Source organism: Taklimakanibacter deserti (assembly GCA_003574785.1).
The window spans coordinates 144,886-168,139 of record QORU01000002.1 but is presented as its reverse complement, the minus strand read 5'-3'; the positions used below and the strand labels follow the sequence as shown (position 1 = coordinate 168,139).

Below are 23,254 nucleotides of genomic sequence, written 5' to 3'. Positions count from 1 at the left end.
GGGACAACGCCATGACACGATCCGAACCATCCCGCGCCGTCCGTCTCTACGGCACCGAGGAAGCGCCCGCGAAAGAGCGGCTGCTCCGGGCCGGGCCGCTCAGCGTCCTCTTCGACGGCGCCAATCTGCGCGACATCCGCATGCATGGCGAGGAAGTGATCCGCGCCATTTCATTTGTGGTGCGCGACAAGGACTGGGCCACGCTCATCCCCGACATTTCCGATCTCGTCGTTGAGGAAGACGAGAGCCGTTTCGCGATAGGCTATCGCGCGGGTGTTGCGAGCAAAGACGAGACCTTCGACTACGAGGTAGCGATAGAAGGCTTGGCGTCGGGCGTGCTGACCTATTCAGGCCGCGGCAAGACGCAAACCGGCTTTTTGACCAATCGGACCGGCTTCGTCGTCCTGCACCCGATCACCGGCGTCAGCGGAGCCGCGGCGACGATCACCCATACCACCGGCGAAAGGATCGAGACGCGTTTCCCGGTCGAGATCGATCCTGTACAGCCGATGATGGACCTGCGCGAGATCTCGTATGTCTCGGCCGGCGGGCAGGCGGTCACTTGCCGCATGGAAGGAGATGCCTTCGAGATGGAGGACCAGCGGAACTGGACCGACGCGTCCTACAAGACCTATGTCCGGCCGCTGGCCCTGCCATGGCCTTACCGGATCGCGCCGGGCGAGGGCGTCGACCAGAAAATTACACTGACGATCACAGGTGCTTCCAAGGGGGCCCGCCGCCAGGGCGCCAGCAGCGCCGTGCTGAGCCTTGCGGAAGCCAAGGGTGCCGTGCCGCCGCTGGGTGTGGGGCATCAGCCGGAGGATGCCGCCGCGGCCTTGAGACAGGCCGAAAAGCTGCATCAGCTCGGCTTGTCCCATGTGATCTGCCACCACGATCCGAGGCGCGGCCATAATGCCGAAACGCTGGCGAAGCAGGTCCAGGCCGCCGTCGCGATGGGGGCAGAGCCCTGGCTGGAAGCCGTGGTCGAACAATTGGACGATGACGGTGCATCAGCCGAAATCGACGCCCTCGGCAAGGTCGCGGCGCGGCTGGACCATCCCTTCACGACGGTCCTTGTATCGCCGGCGCCCGATCTCAAATGCACGCTCCCCGGAAGCGTCTGGCCGCCGGCGCCGGATGCGGCGAAACTCTATGCCGCGACGCGCCGGGCCTTCCCTGGGTCGCGCATCGGCGGCGGCATGTTCAGCTTCTTCACCGAACTGAACCGCAAGCGTCCGCCGACGGAGGCGATCGACCTCGTGACATTCACGACAGCGGCGATCTTCCATGCCGGCGACGACCGTTCGCTGATGGACACGCTCGAATGCCTGCCGCATATCGTCAGGACCGTGCCGGCCATCGCGAAGGGGCTGCCTTATTCCGTGGGACCCTCCGCGATCGGGCTGCGCGACAACCCCTATGGGGAAGCGGCTGTCGCAAACCCGCGCAATATCAGGCAGGCGGTGAACTTCAACGATCCGCGCCAGCGCGGCATCATGGGTGCGGCCTGGAACCTCGGCTATTTCGCGGCCTTCGCTGAAGGCGGTGCTGAGGCGATCGCCCTCGGCGGCGCGGTCGGCCCGTTCGGCGTCCTGTCCGTACCGACTGCGTTCCCGCAGCCCGGGTTCGAGGGCAAAGGCGAGCTCTATCCTGTCTGGCATGTCGTCAGAGGTTTGGCGAAGCTCAAAGGCCGACCGGTCCGATTGTTGCAATCCTCCATCGACGGCGCGGTACGCGGAATTGCGGCTGATACGCAAAAAGGCACGGAGCTGTGGCTCTGCAATCCCTCGCCCAATGTGCTGGAAGTGCGCCTTCCCGACGGTTTCGCGAACATCGCGCTGCTCGATGCATCATCCTTTGTCGCGGCATCCCGACAGGCGGATCTGCTCGACAGGCTGACGCCGGTCGAAGGGCAGACGCTGTCGCTCGACGCCTACGCAGTGGTGCGCGCGTTCAAGCAGGGCTGACTTTATTTCAAACAAAGATCGCCCAGACATCGCACTGAGCGTGAGGCTCTTGCGGAAATTGGCGCGCCAGCAGGTCGCGCAATTGCAGCGCCCGCGTGTGGCTCGTGATGAGACCGTTGGGTGAGAGTTCCGAATTGTCCAGGATGCCCGGCCAGCCGCCGCAATTCGACAGCGCACTGATGCTCGCCCATTCATCGAGAAGATCGTAGCCGACGAGGCTGAAGCCGCTCAATCCGGCAGGGAGGATGGGTGGACTCTCCGGGTTCCTGTAGACGCACAGAATGCGGCCGTCGGCGATATCGGCGACTTGCCGGCGCAGGAAGGAGAGGTCGGTGAAGAAACGCAGACAGCCGTCCGCATTGACGATGTGAGGCCAATAGTCATCCTTGATCTCGGGGAGCAGTGTCGGGCACAGCATTGTGTCGAGCGAGATGAGTTCATCGAGCTGGCCTAAACCGGACCACTTCACATAGCCGGTCCATTTGTCGCCATCGGCGGGGCCAAAGGTTTCTGTTGCAATGAACCAGGGTTCCATGGCTGGCCAATAGCACGACCCTCCGGATGGGCGGAATCGGGAGTTCGAGTCTCTCTCACCGCCCACCATTCATCAAAAATAAATAGATGAATTTCAATGTGTTGCGTGAAAGCAATGATTTTGTTCATCACGTTGTGCATCGGATGAAAGCGGGGGACGCTCCGACACTCTCGTCGAGCTACTCACGGGAGAATGTTCTTGAACACCGCTACTGGGTAACTTACGATAGGTAAGCGGCCTTCGATGAGTTGCAAAGAAGGCTTGAGGTTGGGATTGATCGTCCGCAAGAGCGTTGCGCGCGGCTGCCGCTCGAAAGATTGACGGGTTTGAAGCAAGTCTGTGCCTGAGAAACGAGCATACGCGGAGTAGCGTATGAGTGGCAAAAAGTTCTTTCGGTGCGCTTTGCCAATTGACGACAGTGCCGCGGACGTGACCCGGCCCTGTCAGGGGCAAGGCCTGCTTTGTGCGGACCACACGCTGCCAAGCAAGAACCATGGCATCGCCGTTTTGAGCAAGAGCAAAATCGCGTTGCTCAAGCAGGCTGGCATTAGGGTCGACGTACTGGACCGGCCTGCGAATGAAACACCTGGTCGGACTGACGCAACCGCGGGCGCTTTGGGCACCGGGTGTCCTTCTCGAATTACCTAGCCGAGACACTCGAAGTTCAACGTAGAACTTGGGAGGACGTGATGCAGTACAACAAGAGTGACTCATCGTTTCAGGTCGAGGTGCGCAATGCAACGGGAGATATTGTCAAGGACGCAACCGTCACCTTGCAATCCGTTGGTAGCAGGAACGCGATCTCAGTTCCGTTTGACGACAAGGCCGGTCTCTACGTTGCGAATGAGATTCCGCGAGGCGATGGCGTTCTCGACGTCAGGCACAGCCAACTGCAAAGTCAGACCCGCAAGATCCATGTGGGCGGCGATCAGCATCGGGAGCTGTTCATCCTGGGAGCGAAAGGAGTCAAGACGTATTTTCGGGAAAAGGTCAGAGTGCCCGTGGATGCCGACGGAGATCTCATCGGCGTCACGCTGGTTCGCAGGGCACGTGGGGCCAGAGACGCAGTAATACAACTAACTGCGCGTCTGGGCCTCCAACCCGAGGACGTCCCACCGCTGGCCGAAAAAGCGGGTGTCCAACTCTTTCGTTCCGGCGGGATCGACGCATTCAGGGCCCTGGCGCAGCTGTCAGAGCATCCGCTCGTCGAACATGCGGGTGCGGTGGTCAGCATGCGCCAAGCGGGGTTCACTCATCTTACTCGCGAAATCGTCGTGCAGCTCCGCGAGCAGAAGGACATCAGGCCGATTGCCGAGGAACACGGCTACGAGGTCGTTCGCGAACTTTCATTTGCTCCAAGAACATACGTGCTGCGGTGGAATAAGCCGGCGACGCTGGACATCCTCGATAGCATCGCAGCGATAGCCGCGCGCGACGACGTGGAATGGGCGGAACCCAGCCTGGTTGTCACACCCGAAGTCGATGCAATCATCCCTACGGATCCGCTGTGGCCCGGTCTATGGGACCGGCAGCTCATAACCGTTCAGGATGCCTGGCAGCACCTCCAAGATGCCGGACTGGAGACGTTTGGCGATCCCGACATCATCCTTGCAGTCTGGGATTCGGGCGTTCAATCCGTGGGCGGGGTGCCGACGAACAGCGACTTCTCCGGAACGGTGAGCAACGGCGCGCCGAAGGTCTTCGCGACCTTCGATTTTGACAATATGGTGGCCAACAACGACAACCCATGGGATGATCACGGATCGGGCGTCGCGGGAGTGTCCGTGGCGCTGGCGAACAATCCATCGCCGATCCCCGGTCAGGCCCACGGTCTCGCGGGCAGCGCTCCCAACGTCCAGATCATGACGATCGCCGGCCGCACGCCTTACATCGATCTCGAGGTCGCCGACCAATATATTTGGATGGCGGGGTTCGATCCGCAGAGCCCGCTTGCCGGTTTCCCGGCAGCTCCGCCGGCGCGGGGAGCCGACGTCATCACCTGCAGCTTGACGCCCGGCGCGGGTGCGCCTCTGTCTGGCACCGCTCGCGCAACGCTCGACTTCGTCACGACGTTCGGACGCGGAGGAAAGGGTACAATGTGCTTTTTCTCCACCGGCAACCAAAACCAAAACAATGTGACGGCACGTCCATACGGTGCATACGAGAAATGCTTCGGCATTGCCGGCACCTCGTTCGCGAATGATGGGGTGACCGAAATCCGTGCTCCATTCTCAGGGTGGGGTCAGATCGCCCTTTGCTCGCCGACGCAGGATCAATCCCCGACCGTACACAATCCACCGACTGGATTCATGCCCTGGAGCGCAGCCCATCAAGGTGATGGAAATCTGATCAGCTATGTCCAGTCGCAGACGACCCTGACGGCCGCATCGGCGGTCGGGGCAACATCGTTGACCGTCGCCAGTGTTGCAGGTTTCGCGGTCAACGCCGTCATTCACGTCGGACCCTTCGGCGGCCTTGGAAGTGAGCCGGCGCGCATCACCGCGGTGAACGCAATGACTAATCAGCTCACGGTTCAGGGGTTCAACAACGGCTTCGGCGGCGGATTGCTCAATGCCCATGTTGTCGGCGACATGGTCGTGACGGGGCCGAACAACCACCGCAACAACTTCGGCGGAACATCGTCTGCGACGCCATTGTGCGCCGGCGCGGCCGCTCTCGTATTGTCGGCCAATCCGGCCCTCACATATATCGAGGCGCGCCAGATTCTTCGCGACACGGCGGTCAAGTTCGATCTAGCCAATACCGATCCCGTAGGGCAGTGGCTTGATGCCAACGGCAATCCATCGGTAGGCTCAGGCCAACCGCCGGTGCGCAGCGGCTGGTATGGCTATGGGCGCGTGAACGCAGGTGCTGCCGTCGATGCCGCCATCATGTTCGCGGGGACCCGCGATCTCGTCCTTCGTGACAACCTTGCCGACACAGGAGCGGTCGCTTCGACGGGCGCCTTCTGGAACAGCCCCGATATCTGGTGCCGGCGCCTCGATCCTGCGGTTGACCCAAGTCCCCTTCCACCCAACTATGCCACCGCGGGACCGCACGAGGTTCCGATGCGGGGACAAGACAATTGGGTATATGCGCGGGTCCGCAACAACGGAACATTGGCGTCGCTCGATGCGTGGGTGCGAATTTCGGTTACCCATTATCCCGGGATGGAGTTCACCTATCCCGCTTCGTTCCAGCCCATCAATGGCCCGGGCGATCCGGTTCCTTTCCCGATGGTGCCAGGCACATACTTCATCGCAGAAGCGAAGATCACGGCGGTGCCGCCAGGCGGCGAGCAGATCATCAACGTCCGGTGGCCAACTGCACTGATCCCGCCAGCCGATGTCGCGACACCGTCAGGACCGGTGCATTGGCATCCCTGCCTGCTCGCGGAGGTGACCCCTCACGACGGACCTCCGCCGACCGGCAATCACGTTTGGGACGACAATAATCTCGCGCAAAAGAACATATCGATCATCGGAACCGACGCAGGGGCAGATTTCACAGTCGCCACGGTGGTCGGCAACGAGGAGAACAAGGCAGAATACGTATTGGTCGAAATCAACCGCGGCCACCTGCCGCGCGAAGTCGAGCTTTATTTGGATTTGTTGGATCCGATACTTCGCCGCCGGATTCGCGAATCCTTGTCTGCGGGGGCCCGTGAACGAGCCCGCCTCGAGGAAGCGCTCGCAGACAGCAGCGATCGGTCGGTAAGCGCGCTGGCGGGCAACCTACGCCCAATGCCTCCGAAGCCCCAGCAACAAGACTGGCGCTTCGCCTGGTACAAGGGTCGGGAAGTTGTTTCCTTGCGAGCCCGACCACGGGTGCAGGTCCCTGTATACGGCGGGCAGGGTCGGCTCAGCACAATCGTCTTGGGTGGAGTTGTGGGAAAGAGCGCCAAGCCCGGGGACTACGAGATAGTCCTCGTCCAGCGTCAGCCATCGGGTAAGATTAGCGGTTCAGCAACAGTGGCTTTGACAATAGCCAAGCCCTCATTGGACAGGATGGGCTGAGGAAAGAAGGATTTGGTGCCCTCACCGCCCATCATCCTGATCCTATGTCGCGCCCTTTCTAGGTCACTTGCCCGAAAGAAAGCTCGTGCTGTTGCAGGAGATTTCCGTCTTGCCCTTGACGAAGGTCGGTTCGCCGATATCGAGCTTGGTTTCGCCGCTGAGGCCGAGGCGGGCCTTGGCGCGCTCGATCCAGTCGTCGACGGCCGCCTCATCGTCATTGGTGACGAGCCGCAACCCGGTGCCGGGCGAGGTTCCGGGACCGCGATAGTAGAGAAGCGGAAAGAGCTCGATCAGCAGGGGATCATCGGCCGAAGCGCAAACATGCGTGAAGCCTATGCCGTCGATCTTGAGCGGCGGATAGATGATCCAGCAGGTTTCGCTGTCCGCGCGCTGGCCCTTCTTCGCGTCGATATGCCTGTTCCGGCTCAAATAGAGCAGCGCCGGCGTGGGGTCGGGAGGTGATTGGCAAATGATCTGGCGCGCCAGGTGATCGATGAAGCTCTGGCCCACCTCTTGTGCCGGGGCGGAAACAGGCGTGCCGACCAGGTAAATCAGGGCGAAGAGCGCCGGCCATCCCCTTGCAGCGATCCTTGCCATAGCCAAAGCCCCCTCATCCTTCGCGAAGCAGGCTATCATACCAAATATTCATGTCGGTGATAAATCCATGGAACCGTTCATGATTACCGGATGCCGGCGTTGCCGGCCGGGGCGCTCGCGGCATCCCGACGCATGATCGAACATCGACCGCATTCCCACGTTGTCTCAATAGCGCTCCGCCGCATCTCCATCCTTGAGGAGCAGCCCATGAGCAGAAGAGAATACCGCCCGACAGTGCGGGTCACCGATCACCTCCATCCCGGTCTTTATCTGGCGCTGGTCGCGCTGGGTCTGTGGTTCGTGGTCTCGTCCTGGGCCTTCGGCGGCGATGGGTATACGGACTATCTGCTGGTCGTCGCCACTGGATTGATCTTCATCGCCATTGCCATTCCGGCCGCCCTGTGGCGCATCTGGCGCCATCATCCGCACGAAAAGGAAAGCTCCGAAGGCTCTTTCCGGGAATGGCTGTCGGCCAGCGAATTCAGCACTTGGCAGGACCGGGTGAGGGCCAGGAATGCGGCAATCGAAATCCTCCTTCCCATCGCGGCCGTCGCCTTCGGCATGTCGATCTTCGCCATCATCGTGCATTTCACGGCGCACTGACGCCTTGACCCCGTCCGTCGATTATCCCATCAATCACCGCGCTTAACTCCACCATGGAATGGGACGCTGATGGTCAAGAGCAAGCTCGACCAGCTTCAGGACTTCCTGCTTGGCCTGCCGGACGAGAATGACGAGTGGATGCTGGTCGAAGAGCTCGATGGTTTCCTGGCCGGCGTACTCGTTTGCCCCGAGTTGATCCTCTTCAGCGGTTGGATGCCGTACATCTGGAGCAAGAGAGGCAGCGACGACCAAGCTCCCGTCTTCAAGGACCTGGCGGAAGCCCAGTATGTCTTCGATCTGATCAAGGACCACTACAACAGCATCGCGTTGAGCCTGCTTCCGAATTCCAAACCTTATGAGCCTGTCTTTGCCGTTTACAACCGCACCGGCGAGGTTCTCTGGGAAATCTGGGTCGAGGGCTTTGAGCGTGCCATGGCGCTTTCGCCCACAAGCTGGCTTGCCATCGTCGAGAGCGGTGACAAGGATGCTATCGACGCCCTTGCCGGGCTGCGCTCCCTCATCGCGATAGCCGGCGGTAAAAGCACGCTGCCCAAGCCAGAACAAGACCGCCTCATCGCTGGAGCGCCGGACCTCATTCCTGAGTGGGTGGAAACGAAACCCCATCGCTCCAGCGCCGGCGAAAGCAGCTTCAAGAATATCGGCCGGAACGATCCGTGCCCTTGTGGGTCCGGCAGGAAATACAAGAAGTGCCACGGGGCTAACTGATCGTGTCTTCTCCCGCAAGCAAGCGGAAGAAGGGCGAAACCGGACTTTCCCGGCATAGACCGCAGGCATGGAACGTATGTGGCGCAGTTGAACACCCTACTGGGAAGCCTGCGCCATGCTTACCGTCGTCCAGCCGGACTATGTCATCCGCCGCGCCGTTGCGCGCGAGCAAGAGGCCATTTGCAGACTCGTGCGCGGCGAAAGGCTCAACCCGCATCATCTCCATTTCGAGAATTTCGCCGTGGCGGTGAGGGGCGATGAGCTCATCGGGGCAAGCCAGATCCGGCGTCATCCCGACGGCTCGCGCGAGCTCGGCTCGGTCGTGGTCGCCCGTCCGTGGCGCGGCCGCGGCATCTCGGCCAGGATCATCGGCACCCTCCTCAAAAGCGAGACGGGGACAGTCTATGTGATCACCCGCAGGAAACATGCGGATCACTATGCGAGCTGGGGATTTGTGGCGGTGCCGCCTCGAACGGCGCCCCGCGCCATTCGCTTCAACTACCGGGTCGGGAGCCTGATCGGCACCGTGATGGCGCTGCTGCAGCGCCGCCCGGTCAACCGCCTCACGATCCTGAGACGGCCTGATGTGCAGGACCGAAGTCCTAAAATGTCCCGTCATGCCCTTTGAAAGTGACCTTAGGCGACTCTAGAACTGACGATCGAGGCGGGTCGACGAGTCGAAACTCAGGAGCACTCATGTCCAAGCCATTTCTGACTGTATTGGCCGCCGTCGCGGTCGTCTCTGCCGCCGTTTTCGCCGGTCCCGCCGGCAGCGCCACGTCTCGGGCGTATCAAAAAGTCCCGAGTGGTGTCGTGCTCAAGAACAAGAGCGGCTACTACATCCAGTGCTATTATTCAGGGCTCGGGGAGATCTGTGAATATGTCTATTCCAGGGTGCCGACGTCCAACGGCTCCTCCTCCAAGCTTCAGCGTGTCAAGGCCAAGAACGGACCGCTCAAGAAAAGAAGCGGCTACTATACTCAATGCTTCTATTCAGCGCTCGGAGAGCAGTGCGAAACCGTCTACATGAAGCCGAGACGCTGATACTCCTACATTCCCGCTAGATTTCTTCCGTCCTGGCCACGCCGGCATTGATGCTGCGCGAGAGCAGGATCACCGGCAGGATGCCGGCGAGCATGATGAGGAGGGCGGCGACGGACGCATCCTCGACCGCGGCGCGCGAGGCCCGCTCATAGACATAGGTCGAGAGCGAATTGTAGTTGAAGGGCCGAAGCAGGATCGTCGCCGACAGTTCCTTCACGCCGTCGATGAAGACGAGAAGGAAGGCGGTGAGGAAAGCGGGCCTCAAGATCGGCACGAGGATCTGGATCAGTGTCTCGCGCGCATTGCGCCCCAGCGTGCGCGCCGCCATGTCGACATGGGCCGGCACCTTGTGGAAGCCCGCCTCGATGGCGCCTTCCGCCATGGCAAGGAAGCGCACGCTCATCGCATAGACGATGCACAGCGCCGAACCGGTGAGGAGAAGACCGGTCCTGATGCCGAAGGCCGCCTGCATCCACTGATCGAGGAGATTGTCGAAGCGCGCCAGCGGAATGAGGATGCCGAGCGCCAGCACGGTGCCCGGAATGGCATAGCCCAGCGCCGCGAAGCGGTTGAGGAGGAGCATGTTGCGGCTCCGCGTCACGCGCACCGCATAGGTGAGCAGGAAAGCGATGGCGACGGTGACGGTGGCCGCCGCCGCCGCCACCAGAACGCTGGTGAGGATCGCTTCCTGGAGCACGGGATCGGACAGCTGGTCGAGCCGCTTCAGCGCATAGGCGCCCAGCACATAGACGGGGAGGCCGAAGCCGGCGACGATCGGCATGAGGCAGGCGAAGACGGCGATGGCCGCCGGAACGCCACTGAGATGCGTGAGCGCGCCGCGCTGCGCCATGGCGGTGCTGCGCCCGAGATTGAAGCGCTGCTTGCGCCTCGCCCAGCGCTCGGCGAGGATCACGCCCAAGACGACGACCAGCATGACGCAGGCGATCTGCGTCGCGCCCGACAGGCTGCCCTGGTTGAGCCAGGTCGTATAGACGGTCGAGGTCAGCGTCTTGACGCCGAGATATTCAACGGCGCCGATATCGTTCAGCGTCTCCATGAGCGCCAGCGTCACGCCGATAATGATGGCGGGTCGCGTCATCGGCAAAAGCACCTGGAAGAAGGCGCGCACCGGCGAGGCCCCCAAGGTGCGCGCCACGTCGGTGGCATTGCGGCCCTGCATCAGGAAGCCGGCGCGGGTCGTCAGATAGACATAAGGATAGAGGACGAAGGACAGGATCATGACGGCACCCCAGAGCGAGCGCACATCGGGAAACCAGTAGTCGCGCGCCGAGCGGAAGCCGAAAAGGGCGCGGATCAAGGTCTGGGGCGGGCCGGTGAAGGTGAAGAACTCGGCATAGGCGTAAGCCGCGAGATAGGTCGGCACCGCGAGCGGCAGCACCAGCGCCCAGATCAGGACGCGCCGTCCGGGGAAGTCGTAATAGGCGGTGAGCCAGGCGGGGATGATGCCCATGCTGGCGGTGAGAAGCGCCACACCCGCCATGACCCAGAAGGTGGTACGGACCGCGACGGGCAGCACATTACGGATGAGATGGCTCCAATCGGCACCGGCGCCGGTGAGCGACAGAGCGATGAGGGCGAGGAGGGGGATGAGGACGCCGAGGCTCGCCAGCAGCGCGCCCAAAATGAGGAGGCGGTGCTCGCCCCATAAAGAAAAGGGACGCGAACGCCCCTTTTGAAGTGCCACACTCATCGTGGGGAGAAACTGGTCAGGTGGCGGGCCCCTCATCGAAGCCGATCTTATCGACGAGCTCGGACGCGGCCTTGCGGTTCTTGGCGATGTCGGCGAGCGGCAGCGGGTCGGGCTTGAGCGTGCCCCAGCCCTGGACGATCTCGGACGGCTTGATGCCGGGCTCGACCGGATATTCGAAGACCTGCTCGCCATAGAGCGTCTGGCCCTTGTCGCTGGCCAGGAATTCCATGAGCTTCACGGCATTCTCCTTGTTGGGAGAATTCTTGGCCAGCGCCATGCCGGAGATATTCACATGCGTGCCGCGGTCATTGGCATTGGGGAACAGAACCTTGATCGCAGCGGCCCATTCCTTCTGCTCGGGGTTCTTCTCACTGGTCTGCATCTGGCCGACATAATAGGTGTTGCCGAGAGCGATGTCGCATTCGCCCGCGAAGATCGCCTTGGCCTGCTCGCGGTCGCCGCCATCGGGCTTGCGGGCGAGATTGGCCTTGACGCCTTTCAGCCATTCCTCCGTCTTCTCCGGGCCGTTATGGGCGATCATCGAGGCGATGAGGCCGATCGTATAGACGTGCTGGCCGGAGCGGGTGCAGATCTTGCCCTTCCATTTGGGATCGGCGAGCTCTTCATAGGTGATCGCGTCCTGGCCCACGCGCTCCTTGGAGGCATAGACGACGCGGGCGCGGGTGGTGACGCCGAACCAGTTGCCCTCGGGATCACGATACTGCGCCGGGATGTCCTTGTTGATGAGATCGCTGGTGAGCGATTGGGTGACGCCCTTGTCCTCGGCGGCCTGGAGGCGGCCGATATCGACGGTGAGGATCACATCGGCCGGCGAATTGGCGCCTTCCTCGGCGATCTTCTCCTCGAGGCCTTTATCGAGGAACAGGACGTTCGTCTTGATGCCGGTATCGGCGGTGAAGGCATCGAGCAGCGGCTTGATCAGCTCCGGCTGCCGGTAGGAATAGACATTGACCACCCCGTCGGCCAAGGCGCTGGTCGCCAGAAAAGCCGCGGCCAGCGGTGCCGCTGCGGCAAGGGAGAAAGTTTTCGTGAAGGATTTGATCATCTTGAGCTTCCCCTCGAATCCAGTTCAAAGTCCGCGTCGGGCATAAATCCGACTGTTACTGTCGGGTTTTCAGGGAAAAGCGCGTCAGCGTCAAGAAAAACCTTGTCCCGACAGCCATTTGGAAACATTCTAAGCGGGCTTGGGATGGCCGAAAAAACGTTGAAACTGCGAGAGAATTGATGACCATCGACCAAGCGGAGCTGGAAGCCACGAAGCTTCTTCAAATTCTCGTGGGCTGGCTGGTGAGCCCGCAATTCTATGCCCAGGTCGGCGCCATCATCGTCGCGGTGGCGCTCGCTCATTTCGCCAACCGGCAGATCAAGACGAAGACGCCCTATTTCAGGAGCTCGCCCGAGCAGGGGGCGCTCCTCAAGGTGAGGCGCTGGATCCATAGCTGCCGCGACCTGCTGTTCCCGATCCTTTGCGTGCTGATGCTCGCCATCGCCGTGCAGGTGCTGGAAACTGTCGTCGGCTCGTCCTGGCTCGCCCGCATCGCCCAGAGCATCGGCGTCATCGCCGTCCTCTATGCGGCGATCAACCGCTTCATCACCCATCCGCTCGTCAATGCGGCGGTACGCTGGATCGGCATCCCGATCGCGACGCTGCAAGTCTTCGGCGTCCTGGGCGACGTGACCCGCTATCTCGATTCGGTCTCGCTCGAGGCCGGCAATATCCGGCTGTCGCTCTTCACCCTGATCAAGGCGGCGGTCGCGGGCGGCATCCTGTTCTGGCTCGGGCGGCTGTCGAACGATGCCGGCCAGAAGGTCATCCGCAAGCAGGAGACGCTCGATATCCCGACTCGCGAGCTCCTGGCCAATATCTTCCAGATCATCCTATTCGTGCTGCTCTTCATCCTGCTTCTGCAGGTCCTGGGCCTCGATCTGACGGCGCTCACCATCTTCGGCGGCGCGGTCGGCGTCGGCCTGGGCTTCGGCCTGCAGCAGATCGCCTCCAACTTCATCTCAGGCATGATTCTCCTGTTCGAGCGCTCGATGAAGGTCGGCGACTATGTCGAACTCGGCGGCGGCATGGCGGGGACGCTGCGCGAGATCAATATGCGCTCGAGCACGCTCGAGACCGGCGACGGCAAGGCCATCACCGTGCCCAATGAGAAGTTCATCACCTCCGCCTTCATCACCTGGGCGAAATCCGAAGGCACCGAAGAGCCCCATGAGCAGCGTCACGAGGTAGAGTTCTCGGTGCCCTATGACGCCGATATCCACCGCATCCCGGATCTGATCGCCGAGGCGGCGGCCAAGCATCCGCATATCCTGGCCAAGCCCGCGGGGCCCGCCTGCGCGCTCAGGCAGTTCGGCGACAAGGGCATCATATTCGAGCTGGCTTATTGGGTATCGGGAGCCGAAAAACATTCCTCGGACGTCCATTTCCTGGTCTGGGACACGCTCAAGGAGGCGGGCATTCCGCTGGTTCCGGTAAAATAGGCGCCGTTGCTTGACACCCGCGTTAGCCTGCCCTATCACCGCGCCACGCCAAAAGCGGGTGTAGCTCAGTTGGTTAGAGCGTCGGCCTGTCACGCCGAAGGTCGCGGGTTCGAGCCCCGTCACTCGCGCCAAGCATTTCAAGAGCTTAGGCGCTATCTCTTTCTTCCCATTCAAGCATTGCGCGATGCCGCCGATCGATCTTTGCGGCGGGTCGGGCGTTTTCATATCACAGAGTCTTGGCCGCACAGGCTGAGGCGGTGATGCGAGCCGATTCGATCTGCTTCACAGGTCCAAGAAGGAGAGCAGACGGCAGTGTCCCGGATGACCCTAAGGGGCTTCCGGCGAAGCATCGGAAGCGCAAGATTTGCGCTTCACCAAACCGTTGTGCGGCCATGACAAAGTGTCACAAGGACCTTTTCCCGACGCCAGTTTTGGAATTGGTCTAATTGGCTTGCAGTGCAGCATTTGGTGCGCTACCACGGCAGCGAAATACGCCGCTTTACTGAGGCGCAATAAGAGGCAAGGGACATGCCCGAACTGTTCAAGGACTATCTGCCGGTCGTCATTTTCATGGCCATTGCCGCAGCGATCGCCCTGGCCCTGATGGCGTCGGCGATCATCATCGCGGTCAGGAAGCCCGACCCCGAAAAGCTCTCGGCCTATGAATGCGGTTTCAAGGCCTTCGACGACGCGCGCATGAAATTCGACGTGCGATTCTATCTCGTCTCCATCCTCTTCATCATCTTCGATCTCGAGGTCGCCTTCCTGTTTCCCTGGGCGGTGTCGCTCGGCAAGGTCGGCATTCTCGGCTTCTGGTCGATGATGATCTTCCTCATCGTTCTCACCATCGGCTTCATCTATGAGTGGCGGAAAGGAGCGCTCGAATGGGATTGATCGAGACTCCGAAAACCGGGCAGGGGGGCATCCTCACGCCGGGCCAGCAGGACTATTTCAGCGGCATCAATGCCGAATTGGCCGACAAGGGCTTCCTCGTCACCGCTTCCGACGACCTCATCAACTGGGCCCGCACCGGCTCGCTGATGTGGATGACCTTCGGGCTCGCCTGCTGCGCCGTCGAGATGATGCAGGTCTCGATGCCGCGCTATGACGTCGAGCGCTTCGGCTTCGCGCCCAGGGCGTCGCCCCGCCAGTCGGACGTCATGATCGTCGCCGGCACGCTGACCAACAAGATGGCCCCGGCTTTGCGCAAGGTCTATGACCAGATGCCGGAGCCCCGCTATGTGATCTCCATGGGCTCCTGCGCCAATGGCGGCGGCTATTACCACTATTCCTATTCGGTGGTGAGGGGCTGCGACCGCATCGTGCCGATCGACATCTATGTGCCGGGTTGCCCGCCGACCGCCGAGGCGCTGCTCTACGGCATCCTGCAGCTGCAAAAGAAGATCCGTCGCGTCGGTACATTGGAGCGCTGATGTCGGAAAGCCTGAAAGCCTTGAGCGCCCACATCGCCGGCCGGATGGGCCCGGCTGTCCTCGAGAGCTCGATCACCTATGGCGAGCTCAATATCGAGGCGGAGCCCCAGCAGATCATCAAGACCTTGCGCTTCCTGCGCGATGACGCCGAATGCCGCTTCGTCTGCTTCATCGACATTTGCGGCGCCGACTACCCCGAGCGCGAGAAGCGCTTCGATGTCGTCTATCATCTGCTCAGCCCCTACAAGAACCAGCGCATCCGCGTGAAGGTCAGGACCGACGAGGAAACGCCGGTGCCGAGCGTCATCAGCGTTTTTCCGGCCGCCGACTGGTATGAGCGCGAGACCTTCGATCTCTATGGCGTGCTGTTCTCAGGGCACCCGGACCTGCGCCGCATCCTGACCGACTATGGCTTCTCAGGCCACCCCTTGCGCAAGGACTTCCCGCTCACCGGCCATGTCGAGGTGCGCTATGACGACTTGCAGAAGCGCGTCGTCTACGAGCCGGTGAAGCTCGTCCAGGAATTCCGCAAGTTCGACTATCTGTCGCCCTGGGAAGGCACCGACTATGTCCTTCCCGGCGACGAGAAGGCCAAGCCATGACGACCGCGACGACCGCCGAAGCCGACATCCGCAACTTCACCATCAATTTCGGGCCGCAGCATCCGGCGGCCCATGGCGTGCTGCGCCTCGTCCTCGAGCTCGACGGCGAGGTGGTGACGCGCGTCGATCCGCATATCGGCCTGCTGCATCGCGGCACCGAGAAGCTGATCGAGCACAAGACCTATCTCCAGGCCGTGCCCTATTTCGACCGGCTCGACTATGTCGCACCGATGAACCAGGAGCATGCTTTCGCGCTCGGCGTCGAGCGCCTCCTCGGCATCACCGTGCCGAAGCGCGGCCAGCTCATCCGCGTGCTCTATTCCGAGATCGGCCGGTTGCTGTCGCATCTCCTCAATGTCACGACCCAGGCCATGGACGTCGGCGCCTTGACGCCGCCGCTCTGGGGCTTCGAGGAACGCGAGAAGCTCATGGTCTTCTATGAGCGGGCCTCGGGCTCGCGCATGCATGCGGCCTATGTGCGCCCCGGCGGTGTGCACCAGGACCTGCCGCAGAAGCTCGTCGACGACATCTGGACCTTCTGCGAGCATCATCCCAAGGTGCTCGACGACATCGAGGGGCTCCTCACCGACAACCGCATCTTCAAGCAGCGCAATGTCGATATCGGCGTGGTCAAGCTCGATGACTGCTTCGCCTGGGGATTTTCCGGCGTGATGGTGAGAGGCTCGGGCGCCGCCTGGGACCTGCGCAAGGCGCAGCCCTATGAGTGCTACAGCGAGCTCGATTTCGATATCCCGATCGGCAAGAACGGCGACTGCTACGACCGCTACCTGATCCGCATGGAAGAGATGCGCCAGTCGGTGCGCATCATGAAGCAGTGCATCGAGAAGCTGAATTCGGCCGACGGCAAGACGCCGATCACCTCGATGGACGGCAAGGTGGTGCCGCCCAAGCGGGCTGAGATGAAGCGCTCGATGGAAGCGCTCATCCATCACTTCAAGCTCTATACCGAGGGCTACAAGGTGCCGGTCGGCGAGGTCTATGCCGCGGTCGAGGCGCCCAAGGGCGAGTTCGGCGTCTATCTCGTCTCCGACGGCACCAACAAGCCCTATCGCTGCAAGATCAGGGCGCCGGGCTTCGCCCATCTCCAGGCGATGGACTTCATGTGCCGCGGCCACATGCTGGCGGATGTCAGCGCCGTGCTCGGCTCGCTCGATATCGTGTTTGGTGAGGTTGATAGATGAGCGTGCGCCGTCTCGATCCCGTTCAGCCGGAGAGCTTTGCCTTCACCCCGGCGAACCTCATCTGGGCCAAGGAGGCGATCAGGAAATATCCCGAAGGCAAGCAGGCTTCCGCCGTGATCCCGCTTTTGTGGCGCGCCCAGGAGCAAAATGAGGGCTGGGTGTCCAGGCCGGCGATGGAATATGTCGCCGATATGCTCGGCATGAGCTTCATCCGCGTCTATGAGGTCGCGACCTTCTACACCATGTTCCAGCTCTCGCCGGTAGGCCGGAAGGCGCATGTCCAGGTCTGCGGCACGACGCCATGCATGCTGAGAGGCTCGGAAGAGCTGATGAAGGTCTGTCGTCATCGTATCAGCCCCGAGCAGCATCATCTCTCGGCCGATGGCGATTTCTCCTGGGAAGAGGTCGAATGCCTCGGCGCCTGCGTGAATGCGCCGATGGTGCAGATCTGGAGCGACACTTACGAGGACCTGACGCCCGAAACCTTCGAGAAGGTGCTCGACTTCTATGCGAACGGCAAGAGGCCGAAGCCCGGCCCGCAGAATGGCCGCCAGTTCTCGGCTCCCGAAGGCGAATTGACGAGCCTCACCGACAAGGCGCTCTACGGCAAGGAGCGGACCTTCACGCGCATGGAAGCGCCGCCGCCTGCGCCTCCGGCCCAGCCCGCGGCTGCGGCACCGCCATCGAATGCGGCCAAGCCGCAGCCCGCCGCAGCCGAGACGGCACCCGCGGTGAAGTCGCCGTCACCGGTCAAGACCGCCGAGGCGCCGGTAGCGCTGGCAAAGATGGAAGAGAAGGCCGGGGCGCAGCCCAAGAAGCCCGAAACGGCCGCTCCGGCCGATAGAGTGGAAAGCAAGCCCGAGCTTCTTACACAGCCGCGCTCGGGCAAGGGCGATGATCTCAAGCTCATCTGGGGCGTCGGTCCCAAGCTCGAGAAGATGCTGCATGACATGGGCGTGTGGCATTTCGACCAGATCGCCTCATGGACCAGGGCGGAGCTCAAATGGGTCGATGCCAGGCTCGAAGGCTTCAAGGGCCGGGCCGAGCGCGACGAATGGGTGAAGCAGGCGCAGAAGCTTGCGACAGGCTGGCGGCCCGACAATGCCGTCGGCGAGAAACCGGGAAAGTGATGAACGATGCTCGCAGATAAGGATCGCATCTTCACCAATCTCTATGGCCTCCATGACTGGGGCCTCGATGGCGCGAGGAAGCGCGGCTGCTGGGTGGACGTGAGGTCGTTCATCGACAAGGGCCGCGACTGGATGGTCAACGAGATGAAGGCCTCGGGGCTGCGCGGGCGCGGCGGCGCCGGCTTCCCGACCGGCCTCAAATGGTCCTTCATGCCGAAGCAGATCGGCGAGCGGCCGCATTACCTGGTGGTCAATGCGGATGAATCCGAGCCCGGCACCTGCAAGGACCGCGAGATCATGCGCCATGATCCGCATCTGCTCGTCGAAGGCTGCCTGATCGCGGGCGCCGCGATGGCCGCCCATGTCGGCTATATATATGTGCGCGGCGAATTCATCCGCGAGCGCGAGCGCTTGCAGGCCGCGATCGACCAGGCCTATGAGGCCCGCCTTATCGGCAAGAACAACATCCATGGCTGGGACTTCGACCTCTATGTCCACCATGGCGCCGGCGCCTATATCTGCGGCGAAGAGACGGCGATGCTCGAAAGCCTCGAGGGCAAGAAAGGCCTGCCGCGCATGAAGCCGCCATTCCCGGCCAATGTCGGCCTCTATGGCGCGCCCACCACCATCAACAATGTCGAATCGATCGCGGTCGCCGGCACCATCATGCGCCGCGGCGCCGCCTGGTTCTCCTCGATCGGCCGGCCCAACAATGTCGGCACCAAGCTCTTCTGCATCTCGGGCCACGTCAACAAGCAGTGCAATGTCGAAGAAGCGATGGGCATTCCCTTCCGCGAGCTCATCGACAAGCATTGCGGCGGCATCCGCGGCGGCTGGGACAATCTGCTCGCGGTCATCCCGGGCGGCGCGTCAGTGCCTTGCGTGCCGGCCGACCAGATCATCGACTGCCCGATGGATTTCGATTCGCTGCGCAATCTCAAATCGGGCCTCGGCACCGCGGCCGTCATCGTCATGGACAAGTCGACCGACATCATCCGCGCCATTGCCCGCCTGGCTTATTTCTACAAGCATGAGAGCTGCGGCCAGTGCACGCCCTGCCGCGAAGGCACGGGCTGGATGTGGCGCGTCCTGACCCGTATGGCCGAAGGCCGCGCCGAGAAGCGCGAGATCGACATGCTGCTCGATGTGACCTACCAGATCGAAGGCCATACGATCTGCGCGCTTGGCGATGCCGCGGCCTGGCCGGTCCAGGGCCTCATCCGCCATTTCCGCCATGTGATCGAGGAGCGCATCGATCAATATTCGGCCAATCCCGACCATGAGGGCGCTGTGCGCCTTCAGGCCGCCGAGTGAGGACACTATGCCGAAACTGAAAGTCGACGGCACCGAGATCGAAGTCGAGAACGGCACGACGCTGCTGCAGGCTTGCGAGATGGCGGGCGCCGAAGTGCCGCGCTTTTGCTATCACGAGCGCCTGTCGATCGCCGGCAATTGCCGCATGTGCCTGGTCGAGGTGAAGGGCATGCCGAAGCCGCAGGCTTCTTGCGCCATGTCGGTCAACGACTTGCGGCCGGGTCCCAATGGCGAAGCGCCGGAAGTGAACACCAGGACCCCCGTCGTCAAGAAGGCGCGCGAAGGGGTGATGGAATTCCTGCTCATCAACCATCCGCTCGATTGCCCGATCTGCGACCAGGGCGGCGAATGCGACCTGCAGGACCAGGCCATGGCCTATGGCATCGACAAGAACCGCTTCGCCGAGAACAAGCGCGCGGTCGAGGACAAATTCATCGGGCCCCTGGTCAAGACCTCGATGAACCGCTGCATCCAGTGCACCCGCTGCGTGCGCTTCACGACGGAGGTCGGCGGCGTCGAGGAACTGGGCGCCATCGGCCGCGGCGAGGACATGGAGATCACCACCTATCTCGAGCGCGCCATGACGTCGGAGCTCCAGGGCAATGTGATCGATCTCTGCCCGGTCGGCGCGCTGACGTCGAAGCCCTATGAGTTCAAGGCGCGTCCCTGGGAATTGACCAAGACCGAGACCATCGATGCGATGGATGCGGTGGGCTCCAATATCCGCGTCGATTCGAGGGGGCGCGAGGTGATGCGCATCCTGCCGCGAACCCATGAGGACGTGAACGAGGAGTGGATCTCGGACAAGACCCGCTTCGTGTGGGATGGTCTCAGAACCCAGCGTCTCGACCGGCCCTATATCCGCGAGATCGGCAAGCTGCGGGCTGCCTCATGGCCCGAGGCCTTCGCCCGCATCGACGAAAAGGTCAAAGGCACGCGCCCTGAGCGCATCGGCATCATCCTGGGGGATCTCGTGGGCGCCGAGGAGGCTTTCTCGATCAAAGAGCTCGCGACGTCTCTCGGCATCGCCAATATCGACTGCCGTCAGGACGGGACGCCGCTCGGCGACAAGGGTGGCCGCGCCGGCTATCTCTTCAACACGACCATTGCCGGCATCGAGGAAGCGGATTCGATCGTGCTCATCGGCACCAATCCGCGCTTCGAAGCCTCGGTCCTCAATGCCCGCATCCGCAAGCGCTGGATCAGGGGCAATGTCTTCATCGGCGTCATCGGCGAGAAGACCGATCTCAATTATGGCTACACGCATCTGGGCGCCGGCCCCGAGAGCCTCGCCCGCCTTGCCAGTGACGAGCGGGTGAAGGGCCAGAAGATCATCTTCATTGTGGGGCAGGGCGCAATCGCCCGTCCCGATGGCGCGGCCGTGCTCGCCGCGGCCTTCAAGGCGGCCAAGGCCGTGGGTGCCGTCAAGGACGGCTGGAACGGCTTCAACGTGCTGCATACGGCGGCGGGCCGCGTCGGCGCGCTCGACGTTGGCGCTCTGCCGGGCGATGGCGGCAAGTCCACGCGCGACATTCTCGCTTCAGCCCAAGCGGGCGAGCTCGACATGCTCTTCCTCCTCGGCGCCGATGAGGTGGAATTGCCGCCGCAAGGGTCGTGCTTCGTCGTCTATCAGGGAAGCCATGGCGACAGGAGCGCCCATCGCGCCGATGTCATTCTTCCGGGCGCCGCTTACACCGAGAAGTCGGTCACCTATGTGAACACCGAAGGCCGTCCGCAAATGACGCGGCGCGCCACCTTCCCGCCGGGCGAGGCGCGCGAGGATTGGGCGATCCTGCGCGCCCTGTCGGAAGTACTGGGCGCAACCCAGCCCTGGAACTCGCTCGCCGAGCTTCGCCGCGCGATGTATGAGAAAGTCCCGCATCTCGTCCGCCTCGATCACGTGGCGAAGGCAGACGCGGGCGATCTCGACGCGCTTGCCCAAGGCGGCGAGATGTCGGGCGAGGCCTTCGTCTCGCCGGTCAAGGATTTCTATCAGACCAATCCCATTGCGCGCGCATCGCGCATCATGGCCGAATGTTCGGCCTTGCGGAACGAGGTCCGGCTCGAGGCGGCGGAGTGACATGAACGAGATTATTTTCACCGTCGGCTTGATCGCGCTGCAGAGCGTGGCGCTCCTCGTAGCACTTCTGATCGTGACTGCCTTCCTGCTCTATGCCGACCGCAAGGTCTGGGCGGCGGTGCAGATGCGCCGCGGTCCCAATGTCGTCGGGCCCTGGGGCGTGCTGCAGTCCTTCGCCGACCTGCTCAAATTCGTGTTCAAGGAAGTCATCATTCCCGATGGCTCCAACAAGGGCGTGTTCATCATCGCACCCTTGGTCACGGCACTTCTCTCGCTTGCCGCTTGGGCCGTCATCCCCCTCGATCAGGGCTGGGCGATCGCCGACCTCAATGTCGGCATCCTCTATCTCCTCGCCATCTCGTCCCTCGGCGTCTATGGCGTGATCATGGGGGGCTGGGCGTCGAACTCGAAATATCCCTTCCTCTCGGCGCTGCGTGCGGCGGCGCAAATGGTGTCCTACGAGGTCTCGATCGGCTTCGTCATCATCACGGTGCTGCTCTGCGCCGGCTCGCTCAACCTCACCGCCATCGTGAAGTCGCAGGAGACCGGGCTTGCCACCATGATCGGCCTGCCGTGGCTCGCCTTCCTCAACTGGTACTGGCTGCCGCTCTTGCCGATGTTCATCGTCTTCTTCGTCTCGGCGCTGGCGGAAACGAACCGTCCGCCCTTCGACCTGGGCGAGGCGGAATCGGAGCTCGTGGCCGGCTTCATGGTCGAATATTCATCGACGCCCTATCTGCTCTTCATGCTGGGTGAATACATCGCCATCATCCTGATGTGCGCGATGACGACCATCCTGTTCCTCGGCGGCTGGCTGCCGCCGATCGACATCTGGCCTCTCAACCTGGTGCCGGGCGTCATCTGGTTCCTGATCAAGCTGTGCTTCGTCTTCTTCATGTTCGCCATGGTGAAGGCGATCGTCCCGCGCTACCGCTACGACCAGCTCATGCGCCTCGGCTGGAAGGTGTTCCTGCCGCTGTCGCTGTTCTGGGTGGCGCTGACCGCGGGCGTCCTGGTGACTTTCGGGTGGCTGCCATGAGGGGTGCGGAGCATGGACTTCTCCTTCAGCAATGTGTTGGGGCTCCTGGTTTTCTCGGTCCTGGGCCTGCTGTGCCTGTGGATATTCCATCGCTTCATCTATCCCATACTCAGCGCCAGGTACGAAAAAGCGAAGGTGACCGGAACGCAAGGACCGGATCCGATCAAGGTCTCGCGGGTTATCTATGTGGTGAGCCTCGTGCTGTTCCCGGTCGCCGGGTTCCTGCTGGGCAATATGTTCCTGAATGGGTGATGTCATGAGACTGGCTCAAGCTGGCCGCCAGCTGTTCCTGCGCGAATTCGTCTCCGCCACCTGGCTGGCGCTGCGCTACTTCTTCGCCCCCAAGGCGACGCTGAACTACCCCTTCGAGAAGGGACCGGTTTCGCCGCGCTTCCGCGGCGAGCATGCGCTGAGGCGCTATCCCAATGGCGAGGAGCGCTGCATCGCGTGCAAGCTCTGCGAGGCGATCTGCCCGGCCCAGGCGATCACCATCGAGGCGGGGCCAAGGCGCAATGACGGCACCAGGCGCACCACGCGCTACGACATCGACATGGTGAAGTGCATCTATTGCGGCTTCTGCCAGGAGGCCTGCCCGGTCGATGCCATCGTCGAGGGACCGAATTTCGAGTTCGCCACGGAAACCCGCGAGGAGCTTCTGTTCGACAAGGACAAGCTTCTGGCCAATGGCGATCGCTGGGAGCGCGAGATCGCCAGGAATCTTGCGCTCGACGCACCCTATCGCTAAGG

21 protein-coding genes and 1 tRNA gene are annotated in these 23,254 nt (G+C 62.2%); 18 read left to right on the top strand and 4 right to left on the bottom strand.

The features are described from left to right. Nucleotides 1-11: 11 nt before the first annotated feature. Nucleotides 12-1,967, top strand: coding sequence for a D-apionate lactonase family protein (locus DS839_RS04055; RefSeq protein WP_119268999.1), 1,956 nt, complete (start codon nucleotides 12-14; stop codon nucleotides 1,965-1,967). Nucleotides 1,968-1,974: 7 nt separating this feature from the next. Here DS839_RS04055 and DS839_RS04050 read toward each other — a convergent pair whose 3' ends face one another. Continuing rightward, entirely contained in the window at nucleotides 1,975-2,502 is a 528-nt protein-coding gene (locus DS839_RS04050; RefSeq protein WP_119268998.1) for a hypothetical protein, read from the bottom strand. A 689-nt stretch (nucleotides 2,503-3,191) separates the two neighbouring features. On the opposite strand from DS839_RS04050, the gene DS839_RS04040 reads away from it, so the two are divergent. After that, on the top strand, nucleotides 3,192-6,518 hold the full coding sequence (locus tag DS839_RS04040; protein WP_119268996.1) for a S8 family serine peptidase: 3,327 nt from the start codon (nucleotides 3,192-3,194) through the stop codon (nucleotides 6,516-6,518). 63 nt (nucleotides 6,519-6,581) lie between these two features. Here DS839_RS04040 and DS839_RS04035 read toward each other — a convergent pair whose 3' ends face one another. After that, a complete protein-coding gene (locus DS839_RS04035) occupies nucleotides 6,582-7,115 on the bottom strand; it encodes a hypothetical protein (RefSeq protein WP_162918294.1) in 534 nt (177 codons plus the stop codon). 207 nt (nucleotides 7,116-7,322) lie between these two features. Between DS839_RS04035 and DS839_RS04030 the strand changes: the two genes are divergently transcribed. The 4 genes from DS839_RS04030 to DS839_RS04015 all read left to right on the top strand — a co-directional run bounded on the left by DS839_RS04030 (nucleotide 7,323) and on the right by DS839_RS04015 (nucleotide 9,488). Beyond that, a complete protein-coding gene (locus tag DS839_RS04030; protein ID WP_162918293.1) occupies nucleotides 7,323-7,718 on the top strand; it encodes a hypothetical protein in 396 nt (131 codons plus the stop codon). A 69-nt stretch (nucleotides 7,719-7,787) separates the two neighbouring features. Continuing rightward, nucleotides 7,788-8,444: a UPF0149 family protein gene (locus tag DS839_RS04025; protein WP_119269380.1), complete on the top strand. Its 657-nt coding sequence runs from the start codon at nucleotides 7,788-7,790 to the stop codon at nucleotides 8,442-8,444. A gap of 115 nt (nucleotides 8,445-8,559) precedes the next feature. Further along, nucleotides 8,560-9,072, top strand: a complete 513-nt coding sequence (locus tag DS839_RS04020) for a GNAT family N-acetyltransferase (RefSeq protein WP_119268993.1) — start codon at nucleotides 8,560-8,562, stop codon at nucleotides 9,070-9,072. Between the two features lie 68 nt (nucleotides 9,073-9,140). Then, on the top strand, nucleotides 9,141-9,488 hold the full coding sequence (locus DS839_RS04015) for a hypothetical protein (protein ID WP_119268992.1): 348 nt from the start codon (nucleotides 9,141-9,143) through the stop codon (nucleotides 9,486-9,488). A gap of 16 nt (nucleotides 9,489-9,504) precedes the next feature. Here DS839_RS04015 and DS839_RS04010 read toward each other — a convergent pair whose 3' ends face one another. Beyond that, nucleotides 9,505-11,199, bottom strand: a complete 1,695-nt coding sequence (locus DS839_RS04010; RefSeq protein ID WP_162918292.1) for an ABC transporter permease — start codon at nucleotides 11,197-11,199, stop codon at nucleotides 9,505-9,507. Nucleotides 11,200-11,215: 16 nt separating this feature from the next. Beyond that, on the bottom strand, nucleotides 11,216-12,265 hold the full coding sequence (locus DS839_RS04005) for a Fe(3+) ABC transporter substrate-binding protein (protein WP_119268990.1): 1,050 nt from the start codon (nucleotides 12,263-12,265) through the stop codon (nucleotides 11,216-11,218). A gap of 179 nt (nucleotides 12,266-12,444) precedes the next feature. Between DS839_RS04005 and DS839_RS04000 the strand changes: the two genes are divergently transcribed. From DS839_RS04000 to nuoI, 12 genes are all read left to right on the top strand, one after another. Next, nucleotides 12,445-13,707: a mechanosensitive ion channel family protein gene (locus DS839_RS04000; protein WP_119268989.1), complete on the top strand. Its 1,263-nt coding sequence runs from the start codon at nucleotides 12,445-12,447 to the stop codon at nucleotides 13,705-13,707. Between the two features lie 54 nt (nucleotides 13,708-13,761). Then, a tRNA-Asp gene (locus tag DS839_RS03995) sits at nucleotides 13,762-13,838 on the top strand. A gap of 397 nt (nucleotides 13,839-14,235) precedes the next feature. Next, complete coding sequence (locus DS839_RS03990) at nucleotides 14,236-14,601, top strand: NADH-quinone oxidoreductase subunit A (protein ID WP_119268988.1); 366 nt, start codon at nucleotides 14,236-14,238, stop codon at nucleotides 14,599-14,601. Then, entirely contained in the window at nucleotides 14,592-15,140 is a 549-nt protein-coding gene (locus DS839_RS03985; protein WP_119268987.1) for a NuoB/complex I 20 kDa subunit family protein, read from the top strand. Before DS839_RS03990 ends, DS839_RS03985 begins: the two co-directional genes overlap by 10 nt. Next, entirely contained in the window at nucleotides 15,140-15,742 is a 603-nt protein-coding gene (locus DS839_RS03980) for an NADH-quinone oxidoreductase subunit C (protein ID WP_119268986.1), read from the top strand. The genes DS839_RS03985 and DS839_RS03980 overlap by 1 nt, the downstream gene beginning before the upstream one ends. Next, nucleotides 15,739-16,944, top strand: a complete 1,206-nt coding sequence (locus DS839_RS03975) for an NADH-quinone oxidoreductase subunit D (RefSeq protein ID WP_119268985.1) — start codon at nucleotides 15,739-15,741, stop codon at nucleotides 16,942-16,944. Before DS839_RS03980 ends, DS839_RS03975 begins: the two co-directional genes overlap by 4 nt. Continuing rightward, the gene (gene nuoE, locus DS839_RS03970; protein ID WP_119268984.1) at nucleotides 16,941-18,074 is read left to right on the top strand and encodes an NADH-quinone oxidoreductase subunit NuoE; all 1,134 of its coding nucleotides are present in this window, start codon (nucleotides 16,941-16,943) and stop codon (nucleotides 18,072-18,074) included. The genes DS839_RS03975 and nuoE overlap by 4 nt, the downstream gene beginning before the upstream one ends. Nucleotides 18,075-18,080: 6 nt before the next feature. Then, on the top strand, nucleotides 18,081-19,388 hold the full coding sequence (gene nuoF / locus DS839_RS03965) for an NADH-quinone oxidoreductase subunit NuoF (protein WP_119268983.1): 1,308 nt from the start codon (nucleotides 18,081-18,083) through the stop codon (nucleotides 19,386-19,388). A gap of 7 nt (nucleotides 19,389-19,395) precedes the next feature. Further along, entirely contained in the window at nucleotides 19,396-21,468 is a 2,073-nt protein-coding gene (gene nuoG, locus DS839_RS03960; RefSeq protein WP_119268982.1) for an NADH-quinone oxidoreductase subunit NuoG, read from the top strand. A 1-nt stretch (nucleotide 21,469) separates the two neighbouring features. Continuing rightward, complete coding sequence (nuoH, locus tag DS839_RS03955) at nucleotides 21,470-22,507, top strand: NADH-quinone oxidoreductase subunit NuoH (RefSeq protein WP_119268981.1); 1,038 nt, start codon at nucleotides 21,470-21,472, stop codon at nucleotides 22,505-22,507. Nucleotides 22,508-22,519: 12 nt separating this feature from the next. Then, entirely contained in the window at nucleotides 22,520-22,759 is a 240-nt protein-coding gene (locus tag DS839_RS03950; RefSeq protein ID WP_119268980.1) for a hypothetical protein, read from the top strand. A 4-nt stretch (nucleotides 22,760-22,763) separates the two neighbouring features. Then, nucleotides 22,764-23,252 carry an NADH-quinone oxidoreductase subunit NuoI gene (gene nuoI / locus DS839_RS03945; RefSeq protein ID WP_119269379.1) on the top strand — a complete coding sequence of 163 codons (489 nt, stop codon included), beginning with the start codon at nucleotides 22,764-22,766 and terminating at the stop codon, nucleotides 23,250-23,252. Nucleotides 23,253-23,254: the final 2 nt, after the last annotated feature.